At 50.6% G+C, this 20,798-nt stretch carries 12 protein-coding genes and 5 pseudogenes; 7 read left to right on the forward strand and 10 right to left on the reverse strand.

The genetic code is table 11. The annotated features are described in order from the left end of the window. Window positions 1-2: 2 nt before the first annotated feature. Window positions 3-922, forward strand: a pseudogene (locus O3W44_RS22935) (ParB family protein). A 64-nt stretch (window positions 923-986) separates the two neighbouring features. Here O3W44_RS22935 and O3W44_RS22940 read toward each other — a convergent pair. Both O3W44_RS22940 and O3W44_RS22945 read right to left on the reverse strand, forming a co-directional pair. Then, window positions 987-1,367 carry a LysR substrate-binding domain-containing protein gene (locus tag O3W44_RS22940; protein WP_331283471.1) on the reverse strand — a complete coding sequence of 127 codons (381 nt, stop codon included), beginning with the start codon at window positions 1,365-1,367 and terminating at the stop codon, window positions 987-989. Then, entirely contained in the window at window positions 1,349-1,840 is a 492-nt protein-coding gene (locus tag O3W44_RS22945) for a LysR family transcriptional regulator (RefSeq protein WP_269295000.1), read from the reverse strand. The genes O3W44_RS22940 and O3W44_RS22945 overlap by 19 nt, the downstream gene beginning before the upstream one ends. Before the next feature lie 92 nt (window positions 1,841-1,932). Here O3W44_RS22945 and O3W44_RS22950 point away from each other — a divergent pair, with 92 nt between their 5' ends. Next, complete coding sequence (locus O3W44_RS22950) at window positions 1,933-2,856, forward strand: DMT family transporter (protein ID WP_269295001.1); 924 nt, start codon at window positions 1,933-1,935, stop codon at window positions 2,854-2,856. A 100-nt stretch (window positions 2,857-2,956) separates the two neighbouring features. Here the strand turns inward: O3W44_RS22950 and O3W44_RS22955 are convergent, their stop codons facing one another. The 4 genes and pseudogenes from O3W44_RS22955 to O3W44_RS22970 all read right to left on the reverse strand — a co-directional run bounded on the left by O3W44_RS22955 (window position 2,957) and on the right by O3W44_RS22970 (window position 8,603). Beyond that, the gene (locus O3W44_RS22955) at window positions 2,957-3,754 is read right to left on the reverse strand and encodes a MetQ/NlpA family ABC transporter substrate-binding protein (RefSeq protein ID WP_269295105.1); all 798 of its coding nucleotides are present in this window, start codon (window positions 3,752-3,754) and stop codon (window positions 2,957-2,959) included. 230 nt (window positions 3,755-3,984) lie between these two features. Next, on the reverse strand, window positions 3,985-4,806 hold the full coding sequence (locus O3W44_RS22960) for an alpha/beta fold hydrolase (RefSeq protein ID WP_269295002.1): 822 nt from the start codon (window positions 4,804-4,806) through the stop codon (window positions 3,985-3,987). 48 nt (window positions 4,807-4,854) lie between these two features. Continuing rightward, a pseudogene (locus tag O3W44_RS22965) lies at window positions 4,855-6,482 on the reverse strand (MFS transporter). A gap of 243 nt (window positions 6,483-6,725) precedes the next feature. After that, a complete protein-coding gene (locus tag O3W44_RS22970; RefSeq protein WP_269295003.1) occupies window positions 6,726-8,603 on the reverse strand; it encodes an amidohydrolase in 1,878 nt (625 codons plus the stop codon). Between the two features lie 330 nt (window positions 8,604-8,933). Between O3W44_RS22970 and O3W44_RS22975 the strand changes: the two genes are divergently transcribed. The 4 genes and pseudogenes from O3W44_RS22975 (at window position 8,934) to O3W44_RS22990 (ending at window position 15,889) form a co-directional block, all read left to right on the forward strand. After that, a complete protein-coding gene (locus O3W44_RS22975; protein WP_269295004.1) occupies window positions 8,934-9,620 on the forward strand; it encodes a hydrolase in 687 nt (228 codons plus the stop codon). Window positions 9,621-9,722: 102 nt separating this feature from the next. Next, on the forward strand, window positions 9,723-9,818 hold the full coding sequence (locus O3W44_RS25190; protein WP_442954691.1) for a hypothetical protein: 96 nt from the start codon (window positions 9,723-9,725) through the stop codon (window positions 9,816-9,818). Between the two features lie 125 nt (window positions 9,819-9,943). Further along, window positions 9,944-10,326: pseudogene (locus O3W44_RS22985) on the forward strand (response regulator transcription factor). After that, window positions 10,326-15,889 (forward strand): annotated as a pseudogene (locus O3W44_RS22990) (trifunctional serine/threonine-protein kinase/ATP-binding protein/sensor histidine kinase). The pseudogenes O3W44_RS22985 and O3W44_RS22990 overlap by 1 nt, the downstream one beginning before the upstream one ends. 53 nt (window positions 15,890-15,942) lie before the next feature. Here the strand turns inward: O3W44_RS22990 and O3W44_RS22995 are convergent. The 4 genes from O3W44_RS22995 to O3W44_RS23010 form a co-directional block, all read right to left on the reverse strand. After that, window positions 15,943-16,563, reverse strand: coding sequence for a response regulator transcription factor (locus O3W44_RS22995; RefSeq protein ID WP_269295106.1), 621 nt, complete (start codon window positions 16,561-16,563; stop codon window positions 15,943-15,945). 698 nt (window positions 16,564-17,261) lie between these two features. Next, window positions 17,262-17,876, reverse strand: coding sequence for an EthD domain-containing protein (locus O3W44_RS23000; RefSeq protein ID WP_269295005.1), 615 nt, complete (start codon window positions 17,874-17,876; stop codon window positions 17,262-17,264). Next, window positions 17,873-18,280, reverse strand: coding sequence for a hypothetical protein (locus O3W44_RS23005; RefSeq protein ID WP_269295006.1), 408 nt, complete (start codon window positions 18,278-18,280; stop codon window positions 17,873-17,875). Before O3W44_RS23005 ends, O3W44_RS23000 begins: the two co-directional genes overlap by 4 nt. A 189-nt stretch (window positions 18,281-18,469) precedes the next feature. Then, window positions 18,470-18,778 (reverse strand): hypothetical protein, encoded by a 309-nt coding sequence (locus O3W44_RS23010; RefSeq protein WP_269295007.1) that lies wholly within the window; start codon window positions 18,776-18,778, stop codon window positions 18,470-18,472. Between O3W44_RS23010 and O3W44_RS23015 the strand changes: the two are divergent. Then, window positions 18,749-20,734 (forward strand): annotated as a pseudogene (locus O3W44_RS23015) (autotransporter outer membrane beta-barrel domain-containing protein). The gene O3W44_RS23010 and the pseudogene O3W44_RS23015 sit on opposite strands and share 30 nt — an antisense overlap. The last annotated feature ends 64 nt before the right edge of the window (window positions 20,735-20,798 follow it).

A 20,798-nucleotide genomic window follows, 5' to 3' on the forward strand; every position in this document is an offset into this window, starting at 1 on the left:
GTATGATTGACAGCAATAATCATTCACGGGTTTTTACGCTGAAATCAGGTCAGGCGGCAACCTTTGTACGTCAATTGATCCCTCATGATAATATCGAGGAAAGAACCTTTATTGATCCTCAGATTAATGGGCGTGATCAGGCGACGCTGACCGAAGAGTCTGTAAAAGATATTTCCCGTACCATTACGTTACAACAGTTCTTTCCTGCCATAGGTCGCATGAGTGAAGGCCGTATAGAAATCATGGATGGCTCGCGACGTCGTGCGGCTTGCCTTTTTCGGGTGCCAGTCTTGAGGTGTTGGTCACAGCAGATGAGATTAGCATCGGTGATGCACGCCAGCTGGCGGCTGATATTCAAACCGCGAAGGAACATAACCTGCGCGAACTCGGTCTGCGATTCATGCTGATGCATGATAATGGTATGAGCAAAAGCGATATTGCAAAAGCTGAAGGCATTTCAAATGCTAAAGTTTCGCGTGCTTTTCAGGCTGCCGCCGTACCGGGTGACATTATCGAAATGTTTCCGGTCGTGTCGGAACTGACACTACAGGACTATCAGTTACTGCTAGATGTCTCTGAAGAAGCGAAAGCAGAAGCTGTAGACATTTCTGGTGTGATTGCACAAATTCAGAAAAATATTGAAGACGCGGGCGAGCTGAACGGCGATATCAATGCAGACGATAAAAAAGCGCAGATTCTGAGTTATTTCCGTGCGGCAAAACGCCAGCTTAAAAATCCCTCGCCAGCGAAAAAAATCGTTACCGAGAAGCTGGCAAGCTTCACCGATCGTAATGCTTATGCAAGACGTAAAATCAATGATGACAAACGTCTGGTGCAATATGAATTCAGTCGTCTGCCTAAAGATGTTGCGGATAAAATTGATAAAGCTATCAAAGATATTCTCTCTGGTATGAATGCCTAATCACTGTAAGCACCAGCCATAGCGATCGCCAGGCCATCATAACGCGGGGTCTGGCAGAGCGGCTTTAAAGCTTAAAAGAATTTTGCACCATCTCTTCTAATACAGAAGCGGCAGGTTCGGCATTCGCAGATGAAGAACGCAACAGAAGGATCTCATGCGGCGCTATTTGAGGAAATGAATGGAGTATCTGCATCGAAGCTGATACCCGGCCACGATCAATCAGGCTAATGCCTAAACCTGCTTCAACGCAGGCTTCTACTGCTCTTGCTGAGGGGCTGGTCAAAATAACTTTCCACGGCTGGCCTGTCAAAGCCAGCGAAGTTGTCATTGCCTCTCTGTAAGGACAATGAGCAGCGTGCAGTGCAAGGGGAACAGGCTCGTTATGGCGAAGTATAAAATGCCGACCCGCTACCCAAACTGGCAGAGTTACCGCCAGGCGCTGCAGCGCCCTTTTTCCGAAATGCCAGGCTGTACGACGACAGCCAGATCAAGCTGATTACGACCGATTTGCTGCATAAGTAACTGGCTTGATGCTGTCAATACTTCCAGTTCAACCTCAGGGCACAATGCAGTAAATGCAGGCAAGATATTGCGAATAACAGGCGTGGCATATTCGTCAGGAATACCCAGCCGGATGCGTCCTTTGACTGCCGTTTCGTGCAAATCGTTGAGAATATCATCATGTGCTTTTAACAGAACCGCTGTAGTCGCCAGTAATTTTTGCCCGAGCGGCGTTAGCGTAACGGATTGATTATCTCGCTCAAGTAATTTTCCCCCTGCGATCTCTTCCAGGCGTTGAATCTGAACACTCACGGCTGCCGGGCTTTTATTTACCTGGGCGGCGGCGGCACGAAACTGTCCCAGGCGGGCAACACAATGAAACGTTCGCAGCAGTGTAATATCCAGCGTGACAGGCATAATTCAACTCCTTTAAACAAGTAAGTTAAGAAGTATCGTTTTATTGAATTATAGGCCTTCATTAAAATTTACCTTTAATGGAGGTGTTACTCATGTTCAATTCACACTCTCGCGTTAAAGGCAACACGCAGGCCAAAGCTAAGGGTTTGTTCGCGCTTTCACTGATCGTGCCTGAAATTTTGCTGGTTCTGGCATGGAGCTCAGGCTTTGTCGGCGTCCGTTATTCTGCCGATTACGCGCCAGTTCTGACGGTTATATTTTGGCGATGTGCTGTCGTGGTAGTTTTACTGCTTCCCTGGGGTGCCAGAGAAATTTTGCGTATACAACCTGCGGTTTTATTTACACAAGCCGGTATTGGGCTGCTTGCAATGTTTGGTTATCTGGCCTGCGTGGCAAAAGGAATTGAATACGGGGTACCTGCGGGACTGGCAGCATTAATGGCCGATCTTCTGCCACTCGGTACGGCGTTACTCAGTAGCCTTTTTCTGGGCCAGCGTTTGGTTGCAAAAACATGGTGTGGCCTGATGCTTGGCGTGGCAGGTGTTTTGATTGTCACTTCAGGCGCGCTCTCCTGGGGTAAGGCTCCACTCTGGACTTATGGGTTGCCATTGCTGGGTATGATCTCACTGGCTTTGGCAACCTTGTTGCAAAAAACGTTAAAAGCAGCTTCCTCTGTCAGTCTCCCGGGAACGCTGTGGTTGCAGTGTGTTGTTTCATTGCCTTTTTTTGGCGGGCTTTCGGCGATAAAAGGGGAATTGCTACCTGTTATATCGACAGGATTTGCCATCAGCGTGGCCTGGACAGCCTTGTTCTCAACGCTGGCGGGTTATGGCCTTTACTGGTTTTGCCTGAAGCGGACATCCGCCGTCCGGGTTGCCAGTGTGCTTTATCTGAGTCCTGCTGTGACGTTGTTATGGTCGAAAGCGGCATTCAACGAGCCGCTTTCCTGGACAATGCTCACAGGCGCACTGTTATCAGGTTATGGTCTTTGGCTGGTGGTAAAGGCTGAGGGATAAAGCAAAAAAGGGCGTTAAAAACAGAGCCAGCAAAAAGGCCGCAGCGTTAAAGACGACGGCCTGTCTGAAAGTAAGAATAAATTAAACGGCAGGCAGGCTGTTACCAGCCTTTTATCGCATCACCTTTATACACTTCGCGGGCTTTTTCCGCGACTTCAGGCGATTGTACCGCCGCCTTCAGCTTTTGAATCTTATCGCTGTCTTTGTTTTCTTCACGAGAAACCAGCGCATTGACGTAAGGTGAAGCGGCACCTTCCATAAATAAACCATCACGGTTAGCGGACAATCCGGCCTGAGCAGAGAAGTTGGTGTTAATGATAGACAACGTAACGTTTGGATCATCAAGTGTACGGGTTAACTGTGGTGTATCTACTTCCGTCAGTTTCAGATGCTTAGGGTTTTCAACAATATCCAGCGTGGTGGGTAAATAACCCACGCCCTCTTTGAGCCTGAGCAGGCCCTGCGCCTGTAACAGCAGCAGGCTACGCCCAAGGGTGGTGGCTTCGTTTGAAATGGTAATTGTTGCGCCATCCTGCAGTTCGCTAATATTTTTGATTTTATGTGAATAAGCAGCAATTGGAAAAACAAAGGTTTTACCGACAACAGCGAACTTGTAGCCGCGCTCTTTTGACTGATCTTCTAAATAGGGAAGGCTCTGGAAAGCATTAGCATCAACATCTTTATTGTTCAGGGCTTCATTGGGTAAAACATAGTCGTTAAAAGAAATGACCTCAACGTCGAGCTTGTACTTATCCTTAGCGACTTTTTGCACTTCCTGCCAAATTTCCTGATCGGGCCCGGTATTAATTGCAACCTTCACTTTATTATCATTATCTGGCGAGCAGGCGGTCAGTAATAAAACAGTGCTGGCGAGCAACGCCGTAAACAAACCTTTCATCATTTAAAATCCTTACGGTATAGATAAGTTCTGAATAGTAATACAACTCAGCCAGACTGCACACTTACCGTCGGATATAACATATAACGACAAATTTGCATTACGATGAATTTATGCGCAGCGTAAAATTTCTTCGAATCTGCGTTGCGGCCATAAAAAAGCCGGCTTGTTCGCAGACGCCGGCTCTTGAGAGGTGCAGGGCAGGTTATTAGCCTGCCTGGATAACAAATTTAACGAGACTGCAAAAACGACAGCAAATCTTCATTCAGCTGATTTTGATGCGTTACGGCAAAGCCATGAGGGGCATTGTCATACACTTTCAGTTCTGCATCCGCGATCATCTCTGCCGCCATTTTACCGGTTGATTCAAACGGAACGACCTGATCGTTACTGCCATGAATAACCAGCGTCGGAACGTCAATCTTCGCCATGTCAGCGCGGAAATCTGTTTCTGAGAATGCTGTGACACAGTCCAGGGTGCCTTTTAGCGAAGCCAGCAGGGCGATGTTTAGCGTCTGGGTTAAAACGCCTTCTGAAACCACCTGACCTGCATTAGTGCCATAAAACGTCGCGTTAAAATCACTGATAAATTGCGCACGATCCTTGCTTAAGCCGTCGCGGATGCCAGCAAAAACGGATAAATCGATACCTTGCGGATAGTCACTGATTTTGCCAAAGACAGGCGTCACGGCACCTAACAGCACCAGTGCCGCAATACGTTCACTGCCGTAACGGCCAATATAACGCGCAACATCACCGCCACCCATAGAGAAACCGACCAGAGTTACATCCTGCAGATCCAGGTGATTAATCAGCTCATTAATGTCAGACGCGAAAGTATCATAGTCATAACCTGTCCAGGGCTGATCTGAACGGCCAAAGCCACGTCGGTCAAAGGCGATTGCGCGATAACCACGCTCCGCCAGAAAGTTCATCTGACTGTCCCACATATCTGCATCCAGTGGCCAGCCGTGGCTGAATAAAACCGGTTTTCCTGTTCCCCAGTCTTTGAAATAGATCTGCGTACCGTCGTGGGTTTTAAATGTGCTCATAGTAAGGACCTTTGTTGGGTTTAAAGAATAAAAGCCGGGTAACATTAATTACATCGGTGCCACCAGATACCGGACTTCAGGATGTTTCTCGCCCTGGTGGAAGGCGTAAACGCGACGCTGTATCTTTTGATCGTTCATGGTGTAGCGATCCTGTTGTCGCAAATGCTCCATCCATGAAGCCACGACAAAGGTTTCGACAAAAATGCCGGGTTGAAGAATATCTTCATAAACACACCAGTTAATCGCGCCGCCACGACGTCGCACGCGACGCATATCCTGCATACATACGATAAACTGGCGCGCATCATCCGCGTGGATAAGGTACTCATAGCTCACCATCACCGGGCCCCGGTCATGATGAATGTCAATTGCCGGAATGGCTTCGCTTCCGCTGCTGGCATCCAGATTCAGATCCGGATCTTTATCCAGGCGCCAGCGAAAAACCGTTGTGCTGGCAATAAACATGCCTGCCGCTGCGATGCACAGCGATACTGGAATTGAAAAATGCGATGCCAGCTGTCCCCAGACAGCACTGCCAACTGTCATTGAGCCAAAAAACACCGTCAGATAGACCGCCAGCGCACGGGCTTTTACCCATTTAGCTGCGCTGCGTTGTGCACCGAGATTGAGCGTAGATAGCACGGCAATCCATGAAAAACCGGTAAAGAATATAAATGCATTCAGTAGCCAGAAATGACGGACAAAAGCCAGGGCCAGCATGGTCAGGGCAAACAGCAGACTGGCCAGTACCATCAGGCTGTCTGAACTGAAACGCTTACGCAGGCGAGGGAGCAGGACAGCCCCGAAGATGGCACCGACGCCTATAAAAGCCAGCATGATCCCATAACCGCCTGGCCCAAGCCCAAGCTCCCGACGAGCCACCAGCGGCAGCAAAGCCCAGCCGGCACTGCCGAACAGGAAAAAGGCAACAGTGCGTATCAATACATTACGTAAGACCGGCGCAGCATGGACATAGCGAAGCCCGGCGCGCACAGCAGAAAAGAAATGTTCTGGTGGCAGGCGCTGAATGCCTGGCTCGGCTTTCCAGCGATACAGCACCCAGGCCACGCCCAGCACAGAGATTGCGTTGAGCAGGAACACCATCCAGGGGCCGACAAATGAAAGAATTAGCCCGCCAAGCGCCGGACCGATTGCGCGGCTGATATTGATCCCTAAAGAATTAAGCGCAATGGCGGGGCCCAGCGCATTTTTACTGACCAGGTCCGGCACAATAGCCTGAAAGGGGGCGAACTCATTGCCGCACCGGCACTCAGTAAAAAGGCCGCAATTAACAGAATCAGTGGTGTCACGTGGCCTGTAAACGACAGCGCAGTCAATCCGGCTGCCGTGATGAAGACCCAGACCTGAGAAAAAAGCAGATATTTACGGCGATCAACAATATCTGCCATCACCCCAGAGGGCAGGGCAAAAAGAAACATAGGCAGACTGCTGGCGGCCTGCACCATGGCGACAGACAGCGGATCGGCACTGAGCGTTAACATGGTCCAGTTCACGCCGACATCGTTCATCCATGAACCGATATTGGAAACAACAGTCGCCAGCCACAACATGCGAAACACAGGTTGATGCAACGGTTGCCAGGGAGAAGCACTTACTGCCGGCGTTTCTTTTAACGCTTCTGCCGTTGCGCTGTGAATATCGTTAATTTGCGCCATGTCGCGCCTCCTGTAAATCGCCTGCGAACAATAACCAGCCAGACTGACCTTCGGTTACAGACCGGTCAGGATGAACAACAGCCTCGCAACCCGTAAGATGCCAGTGCGGGTAAGCAGGCGACCCCCAGTGATAAACACCGGACAGACAATTTCTGCGTGCAGCACCGGCAGGCTACCCGCCAGGCGCACGCAGAACAGCCCCCGAGCATGCCGGGGTGCAATCAAAGAGAGCTATTCACAGGACTAAAACGCAAAGCAGCTACAGCCGAGTGCGCCCCAGAAGGCGTTATCATCGGCCACGGGCACGCCTGAGCCACGAGCAACATCGTGATTATGTGTGTGAATGCCACACGGTCCGCTGCAGTGGTGCGCCTGTGGCATCATGCCAACACGAGTTTGTGCAACGGAAGGCGCGCAGCGGTAGTGGCCTGGGACATTCACGACAGGCGACCATTCAGGCAACACCGGAATTGAGGGCGGCGCTTCAGCATTAAAGCTCCCGGCTGCGTAAACCACCTCGCCATTTACGACGGTAAGAACAGATTCAATGCCTTTGATTTCCTCTTCCGGCACCCTGAAATAGTCTTTGCTCAATACCGCCATATCGGCCAGCTGGCCGACTTTAATCTGACCTTTTTTACCCTGCTCACTGGAGAACCATGCGCTGCCCTGGGTCCAGAGCATCAGAGCGGTTTCTCTGTCGAGGCGAGCGTTGACATCATACATTTGCATTCCGCCAACGGTGCGACCGGAAACCAGCCAGTAAAGTGCCGTCCAGGGGTTATAACTGGCTACGCGGGTTGCATCGGTGCCCAGTCCAACAGGCACACCCGTTTCGAGCATACGGGCAACCGGTGGCGTATGGCGTGTGGCTTCCAGACCGTATCGTTCGGCAAAATATTCACCCTGAAACGCCATACGATGCTGTACAGCAATTCCGCCACCCAGTTCTTTGATGCGATCAATATTCTTCTGAGTAACGGTTTCGGCATGATCAAAGAACCAGTGCAGGCCGTTAAACGGAATATCGCGGTTGACTCTCTCAAAGACATCAAGCATGCGGCTGATGGATTCGTTATAAGTCGCATGCAGGCGGAATGGCCAACGATGTTCAACCAGGTGGCGTACCACGCGCTCCAGTTCCTCTTCCATGCCGGGCGCCAGATCCGGCCGAGGTTCGAGAAAGTCTTCAAAATCAGCCGCCGAAAAAACCAGCATTTCACCTGCGCCGTTATGGCGAAAATAGTCACTGCCCTGGCCTGGCGTGAGCATATCTGTCCACTTTTCGAAATCTTCCAGTTCATGGCCAGGCCGCTGTGTAAACAGGTTATAGGCGATGCGGATCGTCATCTGCTTTTTCTGATGCAGTTCGGCAATGACTGCGTAATCTTCCGGATAGTTCTGGAAACCGCCGCCGGCATCAATGGCACTGGTCAGACCCAGCCGGTTGAGTTCGCGCATAAACTGACGGGTGGAGTTTATCTGTTGCTCAAGCGGCAGCTTTGGCCCCTTTGCCAGCGTTGAATAGAGGATCATGGCGTTTGGTCGGGCAATTAACATTCCGGTTGGGTTGCCATGGCTGTCACGCTGGATCTCTCCACCTGGTGGATTCGGTGTATCTTTGGTATAGCCAACGACTTTCAGCGCGGCGCGATTGAGCAGTGCGCGATCGTATAAATGCAGGATAAATACGGGTGTGTCCGGTGCGGCTTCATTGATTTCATCCAGCGTTGGCATGCGGCGCTCGGCAAACTGAAACTCCGTCCAGCCACCCACTACGCGAACCCACTGGGGTGTTGGAGTACGCAGCGCCTGCTCTTTGAGCATACGTAACGCATCGGACAGTGACGGAACGCCTTCCCAACGCAGTTCAAGGTTGTAATTCAGACCACCACGGATCAGATGTAAATGTGAATCATTAAGGCCAGGAACCGCTGTGTGGCGTTTTAAATCAATAATTTTAGTGCCTTCGCAGTGATGTTGCATGACTTCTGCAAGGCTTCCTACTGCCAGAAACTTGCCTTCACGAATCGCGACAGCGTCGGCGATCGGGTTTTCCCGATCAACAGTATGGAAGGTGCCATTCGTTAAAATCAGCTCTGCTTTACCAGGCGAAACCATAAATCCTCCTGAACCGATATGTCCGCTAAAGCGACTGCTGTCGCAGGACGGGGATTGCGCTGCCGCAAGTCATGCAGGGCACAGATATGGCGGGATTATGGGTAGCGTGATGTCACAGCGTCTAGTTATACGAACGTATAGTTATACACAGAGATAATAGTGCCGAAAAAAAAGTCTCATACACTCCTGCCAGACAGTAATTTCCAGTCAGATTCAGGATCACGTTAAAACGTGAGCAACGATCTGTAAGGGACTTCGGGTTACTGCCTTCTTTTGCGCCGTATTCATATTCACGGAAATCCAGCTACATTAACCTCAATGGGTAAACGCATGTCTGACTCTAAGCTTGAAGTACTGACTCCTCATAACAGCCAGATTATTTTCATCGACCAGCAGCCTCAGATGGCGTTTGGCGTGCAGTCAATTGACCGTCAGGTGTTAAAAAACAATACCGTTGCGCTGGCAAAAGCGGCGAAAGTTTTCAATATCCCGACAATCATCACCACGGTTGAGACTGAAAGCTTTTCTGGCCACACCTATCCTGAATTGCTGGACGTGTTTCCAGGGCAGGATATTCTGGAGCGCACCTCGATGAATTCGTGGGATGACCAGAAAGTGCGCGATGCACTCGCGAAGAACGGCAAGAAAAAAGTGGTTGTGTCGGGTCTCTGGACTGAAGTCTGCAACAACAGCTTTGCGCTGTGTGCCATGCTGGAAGGCGGGTATGAGATCTATATGGTGGCAGATGCTTCCGGCGGCACCACTAAAGAAGCCCATGACTATGCTATGCAGCGCATGATCCAGGCCGGTGTGATCCCGGTAACCTGGCAGCAGGTTATGCTGGAGTGGCAGCGTGACTGGGCACACCGGGATACCTACGATGCGGTAATGAATATTGCAAAAGAGCATTCTGGCGCCTACGGCATCGGTGTGGATTACGCTTACACCATGGTGCATAAAGCGCCTTCTCGCCAGAAGAGCGAGCATCACACGCTGGCTCCGGTTCCTGCACGCTAATCTCCTTAGCTAACCGGGGCTCATCGCGCCGGTTAGCTTGCCGTATGAAAGGAGAGCCCCGGCGCTTGCAGGGGCAGGTTAAGTCAAAGGGCGGTTTATACCGTGCTCTGTCTCCGTTCACCGGCATTGCCTGTGGTTGCCTTGCTGGAACGCTTCGGTATGCTGGTGAATAAACAGCTGATCTGCCTGATTATCTGACAGCCTGTTACTCTCGCCAGGTTTCACTATGAATGTGTGTCTGAAATCACCGGCACGCCGCCTGCGAGCGAAAAGCACCCTGGAAAGCGTGCTCACCTGCGTGAATACTGCCAGAGGAACACAGCATGACGCTGTCACAGCGCATTATCATCGTCGATGACGAACGTTCCGTCCGCAACGGATTGAGCAATCTACTTGAATCAGAAGGCTATGCTACTGCGGCTTTTTCCTCGGCGGAGGCGTTACTCAATGACGATATCGCGCTTGCTGACGCTGCCTTTTTATTATTGATGTCAGACTGAAAGGACAAAGCGGACTGGAGCTGTTCCGTGAGTTGTGTCACCGGCTAAGAAAGCCGTTGGGTATTCTCATCTCGGGAGACAGCGATGAGGATATGTCCTGGCGCGCGCTGGAGTCAGGTGCGATTGCATTTTTGGCCAAACCTATTGAAATAGATATGCTTTTTTACCACATTCGTCGCGAATTAACTTCCGGGGAGACGGACTGATGAGTTCACTACCTTTCTCTCCACAGCGTCAGGGAGAAGAGGGACTTTCGCTCTCAGACGAGGTGATTTTAACCTCACTTGCCCTGGAAGGCGGTATCGCCTGGTCACTGTGTCATTCTAAAACTTCAGGCGAGACTTTCATTATTGCCCGGGCAGCCAGCGACGAAGCGGCGTTTCAGGTAACACAACTGCTAAAAAATGAATTTGCGCTGCGACATCAGTTGGCAGACAGTTGGGCAATAATCCCGACCGGGCATACCTTTTATCATGGCCGGTATGCACTGATTTATCCGCCTTTTTCTTTTAAGACGCTGACCAGCCTGATGCGGTCACCGTTACCTGCGATCACTGAATTTTTAAGCAATGCCATCAAATTGTGCGCTCCGCTTAGTGAGATGCATCTTCAGGGACTCATTCACGGCAATATTAAACCCTCAAACTACTTTTATGATCATGATGGCGCGTTTCGCTTAAGCGGATTTGGGCTTTCTTCTGCCTCTGCAGAGGCTTTGCTGCATTCGCGATTACCGGTTAGCGGCGGCACGCTGGCTTATATGTCGCCGGAACATACCACCCGTACACCTTACCGCGTTAACAGCCTGAGCGATCTCTACAGCCTTGGCATAGTGCTTTACGAGTTGCTGACAGGAAAGTTGCCTTTCATGCCAGCCGAAGGGGGATATTCAGAATGGGTGCATCTTCATATCGCCTCTGATCCTTGCCCTCCACATTTCATCCGGCCCGATGTTCCCTCCGTGCTGTCTGCAATCATTATGCGTTTACTGGCAAAGCTGCCTGAAAATCGCTATCAGAGCGTGGCCGGACTGTTAGCCGATCTCAGACGTTGTCACGGCACGCTGACGGAAGGAGGCGAAATCGCAGAGTTTACTACTGGCCTACGGGACACGCTGTCAGCAACAGATCCCTCGGCCACGCTTTATGCATCCCACCCGCAAGCAGCCAGGTTAACGGCTGTGCTGGAGAAGGTCAGTCAAAGCGGAACATCTTGTTTGGTGATGATCACTGGCGCCCCCGGTACGGGTAAGTCCTCTTTGATCTTCTCGGCCCTGAAACATATTCAGGCAGAAAAAGTGCTTTTGACGGTAAGTAAAGCCGATCGGTATTCACCGGTCATTCCTTACGCGCTGGTTACCGCGGCTTTGCGATCGTTGACGTTACATATACTGGGCATGCCTGCAGCCGAACTGACGCGCTGGAAATCGCGCATTTTGCAGGCGGTTGGCGATTGTGCAGGATTAGCGGTGAATTTGGTGCCCGAGTTAGGTTTGCTGTTAAACCTTAAATCGCAAACGCCCACTGAAACAGATTTTGTTAATGCAGGTGCTCAGTTCACCTTAACGGCATGTAATTTAATCAAGGCATTTGCAACAGCGGAACTCCCGCTGGTGATATTGATTGATGATATTCACTGGGCTGATGAGGCCAGTCTGCACCTGTTTGAAAACCTTTTTAAACACCATGAAGCTATTCCGTTGATGCTGATCGTGACGCAACGTGACTTAGCGTCACTGCCGTGCTCGTTGATACATGCGCATCTGACCCGGTTGCGTCATGCTGCGAATAATGTGGTTGAAATCATGCCTGAGCCGCTTACGGTAAAAGCGGTGGCGCGCTGGCTGGCCAGTGTGTTGCACGTACGCGCCTCAACGACCACCGGTTTAGCGCAATTAATTCATGAAAAAACAGGGGTAATCCTCTGTTTGTGCAGGAGTTTTATCAACAGGCTGCGCTGGATGGGTTGATCACGTCGGCAAAGCATACGGGTAAATGGAGCTATGATCGCAAGGCAATAATGGCGCGCCGTTATACCGAGAACGTGGCCAGCAGGGTAATGCAACAGCTTAGCGTTATGCCGGAGCAAACCAAGGATTTACTGGGCAGCCTCGCATGCCTTGGCGGCTCGGGTAACTTGACGCTGTTAAGCCAGGTAAAATACCTGACGCGGGAAGAAATTAACGACAGGTTAGCCCCGGCAGTGCAGGCTCAGCTGATCAGTCTCACGGGTGATAACTATGCGTTCACCCATGATCGGGTTCATGAAACCGCTTTTGCCCTGATTGCGGCAGAGGCGCAAAACCATTTGCATTACCGGGCAGCCAGCCAGTTAGCTGAGCAGATTTCTCATTCGGAGGGAAACGATGCTCTGTTCCGTGCCGTTTACCATATCGCTTTGATCACCGGGACGCCGCCTGCCTCCGCTCGGGCTGAAGAGTTCTATTCGCTGGTGTTTTTAGCCGCCAAACGGGCCAAAAACACAGGCGATTACGCGTCTGCGCTGCGCTTTCTGCAAACCGCCAGAACGCTTAAACCGCAGCGGCCTTTTATCCTCATGCTTGAAGAAGCGGAGTGTGAATTTCTGCATGGTAATCTCGCGTCTGCGCTTAATATCTGCGGAAAAATGTTGAGCGCCCCTGGCGATCTGACCGAAAAAGCCAGGGCGGCCTGTCTGATGGCTGAAATTCATATGCGTCAGTCAGATATTCCGCTGGCTCTGGAAACCACCATCGCCTGGCTGGCCGTTTTCGGCATTCATTTCATTCGCCATCCTGATAATGATGAATGTGATGCGGCACGTACATCACTTCAGCAGCGGGTAGGTCGCGATCCGCATAGTGCCTTTATGCCCTTAGCGTTAATGCAGGATCATGAAATCGAATCGGTGATGAATCTGTTAGCCAGCTCGACTGTGTTCGCCATTTTTGTCTGCCCGCGATTGCATTTTCTGCTGCTATGCAAAATGCTGCATCTCACGCTTGATCATGGCGTAACGGGAGCATCTGCCTTTGCCATCTCATGGTATGGCGTACTCATCGGAGATCGCTATGGTGAATATAAGCTGGGTTTCCGGTGCGGCATTCTCGCCCGCGAATTGGTTAATCAACATGATTTCACGCAGTATCGCGCCAGAACATTAATCTCACTCGACAGATTAAGCATCTGGACGCAACCCATTTCATTTGCGATAGATTGCGCAAAAGCGACGTTTGCTGCTGCTGTGGCTATCGGCGATCGCACCACGGCCTGTTTCGCGCTGCGCCATCAGATCATGAACTGCCTGGCGCGGGGCGATCATCTTGATGCGATTCTGACCTCCATTGAGCGTGCGCTGGCTTTCGTTCGCAAAGCACGATTTAAAGATGTGGAAAACGTTCTGATTATGCAGCGTTGCTATGTTAACACGCTGCGCAATCCAACGGGCGACCCCCTGACAGGCCATCATCTTTTTTCCGCCTTCTCACCGGATACGGCGCCCACCGCGACGCCGTCAGGGGCCATCGCGCTGGTCAAATTCTGGTCGTGGATATACCGTGGCAAAGCGCATTTTTTAAGTGAAGAATTTATCAGCGCCAGCCACTGTTTTGATCAGGCCGCACGGTTGAGAGAGTCCATTGCCGGACATATTCATATTTTTGATTTTCATTTTTACAGTGCACTTTCGCTGACGGTGCCACTGATTGCTGAACAATACACGCCGGATGTTCAGAACAAAGTCGTGCATCACTACCAGCAAATTGCCGGCTGGGCAAACGAGAATCCTGGTACTTTTTCTGACAAAGAGGCGCTCTTGTCGGCAGAAATATGCCGCCTGGAGGGAAAAAGCCTGCCCGCCATGGAAAAATATGAGACAGCAATACGTCTTTCACAGGAAGGCGGCTTTATACACATCAATGCACTGTGTCATGAACTGGCAGGGAACTTTGCCCATTATGCAGGCCTGAATGTTGCGGCTGATGCCTACTTTAAAAAAGCGATCAACGCCTGGAGAGAGTGGGGGGCAGCGGCTAAGGTGAGGCAGCTTGAAAGAAAACACCCCTATCTGGTCACTGCTGCGCCAGTAACGCCTTTCAACACCATCTCTTTCGCACAGAATGAAACGGTGCGTGATTTAGAGAGTGTGGTGACGGCCATCAGAGCGTTGACAGAAGAGATCAATCTTGACCGCCTGATCAATACGCTGATGATGATGCTGCTGGAGCGAGCGGGCGCACAACGTTGTTTACTGATCCGCATCCTGGACAATAACCTGCCTGAAACAGAAGCAAAAGCGGTAATGACCCCTGACGGGATCCGCGTTGACATTGTGAATGAAGCGCCGACAGCAACTGATTTGCCGCTTTCCGTTCTGTCTGCGGTAATTCGTACCGGACAGGAAATCCGTACCGGAAAGCCAGAGATATTTAGCCCGTTCAGTCAGGATCCCTATCTTGTCGCTTCCGGCGCGGCGGTAATGTGTGTTCCTGTATTCAAACAGGCCAAACTGGTTGGCGTGCTCTATTTTGAAAACCGGCTCATGCCTGATGTATTTACCGCCGAACATTCAAAAATCATTAGCACGTTAGGTGCTCAGGCAGCCGTTTCACTTGAAACGGCACGTTTGTATAGTGAATTGCTTGAAGAGAACGTACAGCGCCGACGGGTTGAGAAAGAACTGCGTGCCAGCCAGACCTCTCTGATGCAAGGCGAACAGATTAGCAATACCGGAAGCTGGCGCTGGGAACTGAAACAGGATCTGATGATGATATCGGATGAATATGGCCGCATTCTCGGGTTACCTGCCGCGCAAAAATCCCTTTCAATGGCTGATTTTTTAACCCGCGTTCATCCAGACGATCAACCCAGTATCAGTGAGCGGGTCTCGGAGAGCGTGCGTAATGGCATGAATATGCGGGCGGAGTTCCGTATTCTGCGACCCGATGGCGACTGTCGCTATATCCTGGGAATTGGCGATCCCGTTGAAAACTGGCCTGATGTTAAAGAATATTTTGGCATTATTCGGGATATTACGGCGCAGCGTCAGGCGGAAGATGCCGTTCGCATTGCCCAGGCGGATCTGGCGCGCGTTTCACGTGCCACCACGATTGGTCAGCTTACTGCCTCAATCGCGCATGAAATAAACCAGCCATTAATGTCGATTGTTGCCAATGCGGGGGCGAGCATGCGCTGGCTGAATCGGGATCCGCGTTATCTGGCAAACGCGCGGGAAAGTTTGCAGGAGATCATTACTGAGGGGAAACGTGCGGGCGACATCATTCGCGGCCTTCATGCCTTAACCCGAAAACAAGAAACTTTATTCACACAGGCGAATCTGCACACCATTGCCCGCCATATTCTGTCTATTTCGCGCAACGAAATTGAACAAAAATGGATCGCGCTGGAGTTAAAACTGCAGGCAAACAGCGCCGAAATCTACTGTGACAATATTCAGATACAGCAGGTTTTGCTCAATCTTATCGTTAATGCGATCGAAGCGATGAGCGGTGTTGAGCATCGTCCCCGAATACTGACACTGACCTCAACCAACCCCAGCGCAGATACGCTACGCTTCGAAGTGGCTGATACAGGCAGCGGCTTGTCACCCGACGTTATCGGTCATCTTTTCGACTCATTCTTCACGACAAAGAAAGAGGGGATGGGCATGGGGCTTACCATCAGTCAAAGCATTATCAAAAAACATGGTGGGGAATTAATGGCTGACAACCGGCTGCCACATGGAAGCGTGTTCTGGTTTACTCTGGAGGTAAAGCCAGAACAGAACACGTAACAGGCTGGCCTTCTTACCGGCGCAATTTTCCTGCACCGATAAGGATAAAGGCGTTACCGGCTGCGAGACTTACCCAGATTGAGCCTTTCGGCTGCTCTGACTAAATCAGAAAGTGAACGTGCCTGCATTTTTTCCATTACGCGTCGCTTGTGTACTTTAGCGGTAATTTCACTTACCCCCATCTCGTGCGCAATTTGTTTGTTCAGCAGGCCGCCAATAGCCAGTAACATGACTTCAGACTCGCGGGGAGTGAGTGATTGATGGCGAACTGTCAGGTCGAGCTTTTCAATTGAAGAGACCATATTTTCCTGGGAAATGTGCAATGCTTTAGAAACGCTATTGAGAATTTCCTCAGGATCGGCAGGCTTAGTCAGAAATTCGTAAGCGCCCTCTTTCATTGCTTTTACCGTGACAGGAATAGTGCCAAATCCGGTAAGAAAAATAGTGGGTATTGAATAGCCCCGTTGATGTAATGTGCGGTTAACGTTTAATCCGTCTAAATTGGGCATGTTAATATCCAGAATAAGACAACAGGGCGCAGGGTAGATGGGATGTGATAAAAAATCCTGAGGTGAAGAGAAATCCGCAACATCATAATCTTCTGAGCGAAGTAGTTGTATCAGAGAATTTCTTACTGAATCATCATCATCTACTACGTAAACCATTTGATTCATATTTCCCCCAACTGGAAACGGATTAGCGGCTACCTGATTCAAAGGATCACCTGTGCACAACAAGGAATGAAAAGCGATAAAAGACGACAAGATAAAGCAAGCTAAAGGGTCACCGCGATAATACCATAATAATTCTCATTATCACCTTTAAAGTCAGCACTGCGCGCAGGTAAGGTAACCCACTGACCCAAAAGGTCAAATCATGAGCAGGTTTTGAGCCAGGTTAACAGCAAAAGTGTAATTTTCAGGTTTGGCGGCAAAGTGACGTCGGCTCGCGACCTGTCACCGTGCTGGCGTGATTCAACGAAATAAACGCATCATCGAAATATCGTTAACAGAGATAATCTGCTTATATTCATAGCGCAAAATGCGTGCTTTTATCAACTGCGGGTTAACATGCAAACTTTTAAACGGCGATTCAGCCATTTTAATATGGACGAGTCTGTCATACGCCGGTTATCTCTATTGCAATAGCAGCATTGCTGTTAACAGTTAATTCGTGTGGCATAAGGTTGTTTCTGAATAATTATTGCGTGTGAAAAGTAGTTGCCATTAACACCAGGTGAAATAATCCATATATATTAAAAAATTATGAAGATAAAAATGGTTGTGCATCGTTCAATAAACGGCTTTGAAGCCAGCCGTTTATTAAAACCCACATCATGCCGATATAATATTTTTGTCTGGCTGCATTAACATCATGTTTTTTTGGTGACTTTTTCTGATGACAACCGGTTAATTACATTATAATTTACTGCTGTCCAAAATTCAGATCGCTCAGAATCAATAATGGTGTGCTCAGCGGCTTCAATATGTGCCCAGTCACGTGTGCAGATATAGTCTTCTACATCATTTAAGGACGCGAAAGACAGGACGGTTATGCCATCTATTTTCTCGCCTTCAGGATCTTCCTGCGTCAGGTCAAAGGGGTGAAGCTGAGCATAGCGGCTGACATATTTTTTTGTTGCGTCCATGGAGGCGACGAGATCGGCATGATCGTGCAACCACTGGTGTTGAAATGCTTCCCGGCTCAAAGCGGGCTGCCGGTAATGAATTTTCACCAGGCTGAAAGGATCGCGGTGACGGGCAGAGGGAATAATAATGAATTCACGCGCCAGCTGCCGCGTAACTTTACGAAACACCGTTTGCTCATCGGCAATAATGCGTTTGGCATACTGCTCTTGTGTAAGGGTTTGTTCTGTGTCGTCTACTGAGTTGTAAGCGATGTAGGCAAACCCATCCCATGAGAGACGATGATAGACCGGCACTCGTGCTGCGGGGTCAGCGACGAGGCGGTTGTGATCGTCGATCATGGCACGATAGGGGGTCTAAACCAGGAGGAGGGGCCAGATGCCAGCCGGTGAACCTGATCGTAGCGCAAAACGCTGTCATTTTGTGTACCGGGCCCCGCATAGGCAAATTTCGGCCCATGTACCTTACGCCAGTATTCATCCCAGTGTTCAAAGGCAAGATTTGGTTCAGCCTCCAGTGCCAGTTTTGCAGCATGGCGATCTGGCTCAGTCACTTCTTTTCCTGTGCAATCAACAGAAGACCCTTTATCGTGCGGGCGTTCAGTCCACTGCGTATTATCGCTACGTAATACAAATGTCGGCGTAACAACAAGGGGCTGGTTTGATGCTTCTTTGGTTTCACCTGCGGGGGGACGCTGCAACATATCGGAGCGAGTAAGATCGCCGAAGTGGGAAGTATCGTTCATCTCTTTTCCTTATTGCCAGTGAATATAAACATCTGCACGGGTTTGTTTAGGTCCCTGCCGCTTGCACCGGATACCACCGCTTTGATTAACGTACAACAGGGCATTTTTCGAACGGCAGGGTAAACAGACACTATAGCCTGCTGTCGCGCCAGCGAAGCCACGCTGAATAAATTGAGATGAACCACGCGCTTATCGATACAAAACAGATTTAACGCTGATTTCCCGCGCAGCCGGAAAATTCTTTGCCACACTGATAAAGATTTTCACTGGCTCAATTTTAATTTGTCCTTGTTTCTTCTCTGAAAGGATCACTTCGATTCTTTGCCTTAGCGGCATCGTTCCGCACGTTATGACGTGAAGTGGTAAACATTTCTCTTGCGCTGAAACGCTGCTGATAAAAAGCGCAAGCCGTTGAACAATGCGGTCAGGCTTGCGGGCTTCAGTCTGACTGTTAATTCGGAGCTGATGATGAAGAATAATACCAATGCGTCCTCTCACACTTCCCTCGCGGTTATTACTACGCTAAGTGCTTTGTTGATGCCGGTTTCCGCTTCAGCATGGGATAGTCTCACCGTTTTCGGCGACAGCTTAAGTGATGGCGGTAATATTGGCCGTTACACCTGGGATGGCGCTACGCATCCGCTTTATGATGAAATCCTTGCTCAGAATATGGGACAAACGCTGCTTCCCTCTTCTCAGGGGGAAGCAACTACGCCGCTGGAGGCGCGGTAGCGACGCCTTTACTGAATCCGGATCTCAATACGCAAGATCAGGTTTCTGCCTGGTTTACCGCCATGGGGGAAGGGCTGACAGCAATGGTCTGTATATTCACTGGATCGGTGGCAACGATCTGGCTGCGGCGGTCATCAGTCCGCTGTTCGCAACGGAAATTGTTGATAACAGCGCAACAGCGGCTGCCGCGCAGGTAAAAACGTTACTGGATGCAGGCGCGGGGGCAGTGATTGTGCCTACCGTTCCTGATGTAGGCGCAACGCCTGCAGTGACAGAAGCGATTCTCAGCCTGCTGGGGCCAGCCGCTGAACCTGCACTGGCGGCGGCGTTCCAGTCTCTTGACAGCGCCGTAACGCCGGATGCCGCATCACGCCAGCAGGCGATTGAAACGGCGCTGACGCAGGCGGCGTCTGAAATTTCCTCCATTCCCGCCGTGCGTGATGCGCTGGCCCAACAGCTGATTGCCGCCTGGCAAACCATAAGCGACCAGGCGGCAACGTTAACCGACCGTTATAACCAGCTTGAAGAGAGTGGATTGGTGGCTACACAGGGCAATATTGTGCGGGTTGATGTTAACGGTTTATTTAGTGAAGTGATTGCCAATCCCGCTCTTTATGGCATCAGCAACACGGCGGGAATGGCTTGCCCAACCGGTGTTTCAGCCTCAGTCTGTACCTCATCTACGCCTGGATTCTCCAGCGCACAAAGCTATCTGTTTGCTGACCGTTTACATCCTTCCCCGGCGGTGCATGCGCTTATCGCAGATTATATTCAGTCAGTGCTGGATGCGCCTCTGCAGGTGGCGGCGCTGACGCAATCCCCGCTGGCAATGGTGCGTGACGTACATAATACGCTGGATGGGCATTTGCAACAGCAGCGCCATCGACCTGCCAGCGCAGGCCAGCTCACGGTTTTTGGTGGCTATGCGGGACAGCATTCAAACAGCAAAGGCGACGCCTGGAACGATGGCGACGCTACCACGACCAATCTGGCACTGGGTCTGGGATATCAGGTAACGGAAAACTGGCAGGCGGGCGCACTGCTTTCTACTGCGAATCAGCACCAGCAGCCCTCATCCCGTTACGATTACCGCTTACGTGGTAACCTGGTGGCGCTGTGGAGCCAGTTAAGCATTCTGGATCAAGGGTGGATCAACACCGATATTCACTATGCCGATTTGGATTTTGATGACATTGAGCGTCAGGTAAAGCTGGGGCCCGCTACCCGCACTGAGCAGGGCAATACCGGGGGCAAACTACTGGGGTTACGGGTGCAAACTGGCTGGGATTTGCCGTTGGGTTCTTATGTCACAACTGGCCCCGTTGCCAGTTATGCGCTTGACTATGCTCGCGTTGGCGGCTATCAGGAGCAGGGTAACAGCAGCAGCGCGATGCGCTATTACGATCAGACCACTCATTCTCAAATCGGTTCGCTGGGCTGGCGCATTGATACTCAGCAGCTGTCGGTCAATCCGTGGGCGCAGGTCAGTTATAACCATCAATTCGGTGATACTGACTCACCCGTGACGGCGGGGTTAAAATCCACACGCACGTCGTTCAGTCGTTCCGGCGAAGCGCGCGACGAAAACTGGCTGGATATGGCTGTCGGTGCGAACGTACCGCTTGGTCAGACGGTAAGTGCCTTTGCGGCGGTTTCTGCGGTGGGGGCGTCAGTGAATATAATGAAGTCACCTGGAATGTGGGTTTGAATGCAACGTTTTAAGCAGCGGTAAAAGCGGGTAAAAATTCAGTGAAGCGCAGCTATAAAAGCCAGCACAGCGAGTGCT

The organism is Pantoea sp. LMR881 (genome assembly GCF_027157825.1).
In the GTDB taxonomy this organism is placed as follows: Bacteria; Pseudomonadota; Gammaproteobacteria; order Enterobacterales; family Enterobacteriaceae; genus Pantoea; species Pantoea haifensis.

Excerpts from the sequence above, each read along its gene's own strand:
- O3W44_RS22995 (WP_269295106.1), bottom strand. The coding sequence starts at position 16,563 with ATGAATCAAATGGTTTACGTAGTAGATGATGATGATTCAGTAAGAAAT.
- O3W44_RS23005 (WP_269295006.1), bottom strand. The coding sequence starts at position 18,280 with ATGAACGATACTTCCCACTTCGGCGATCTTACTCGCTCCGATATGTTG.
- O3W44_RS22950 (WP_269295001.1), top strand. The coding sequence starts at position 1,933 with ATGTTCAATTCACACTCTCGCGTTAAAGGCAACACGCAGGCCAAAGCT.
- O3W44_RS23000 (WP_269295005.1), bottom strand. The coding sequence starts at position 17,876 with ATGATCGACGATCACAACCGCCTCGTCGCTGACCCCGCAGCACGAGTG.
- O3W44_RS22970 (WP_269295003.1), bottom strand. The coding sequence starts at position 8,603 with ATGGTTTCGCCTGGTAAAGCAGAGCTGATTTTAACGAATGGCACCTTC.
- O3W44_RS22960 (WP_269295002.1), bottom strand. The coding sequence starts at position 4,806 with ATGAGCACATTTAAAACCCACGACGGTACGCAGATCTATTTCAAAGAC.
- O3W44_RS22975 (WP_269295004.1), top strand. The coding sequence starts at position 8,934 with ATGTCTGACTCTAAGCTTGAAGTACTGACTCCTCATAACAGCCAGATT.
- O3W44_RS22955 (WP_269295105.1), bottom strand. The coding sequence starts at position 3,754 with ATGAAAGGTTTGTTTACGGCGTTGCTCGCCAGCACTGTTTTATTACTG.
- O3W44_RS22945 (WP_269295000.1), bottom strand. The coding sequence starts at position 1,840 with ATGCCTGTCACGCTGGATATTACACTGCTGCGAACGTTTCATTGTGTT.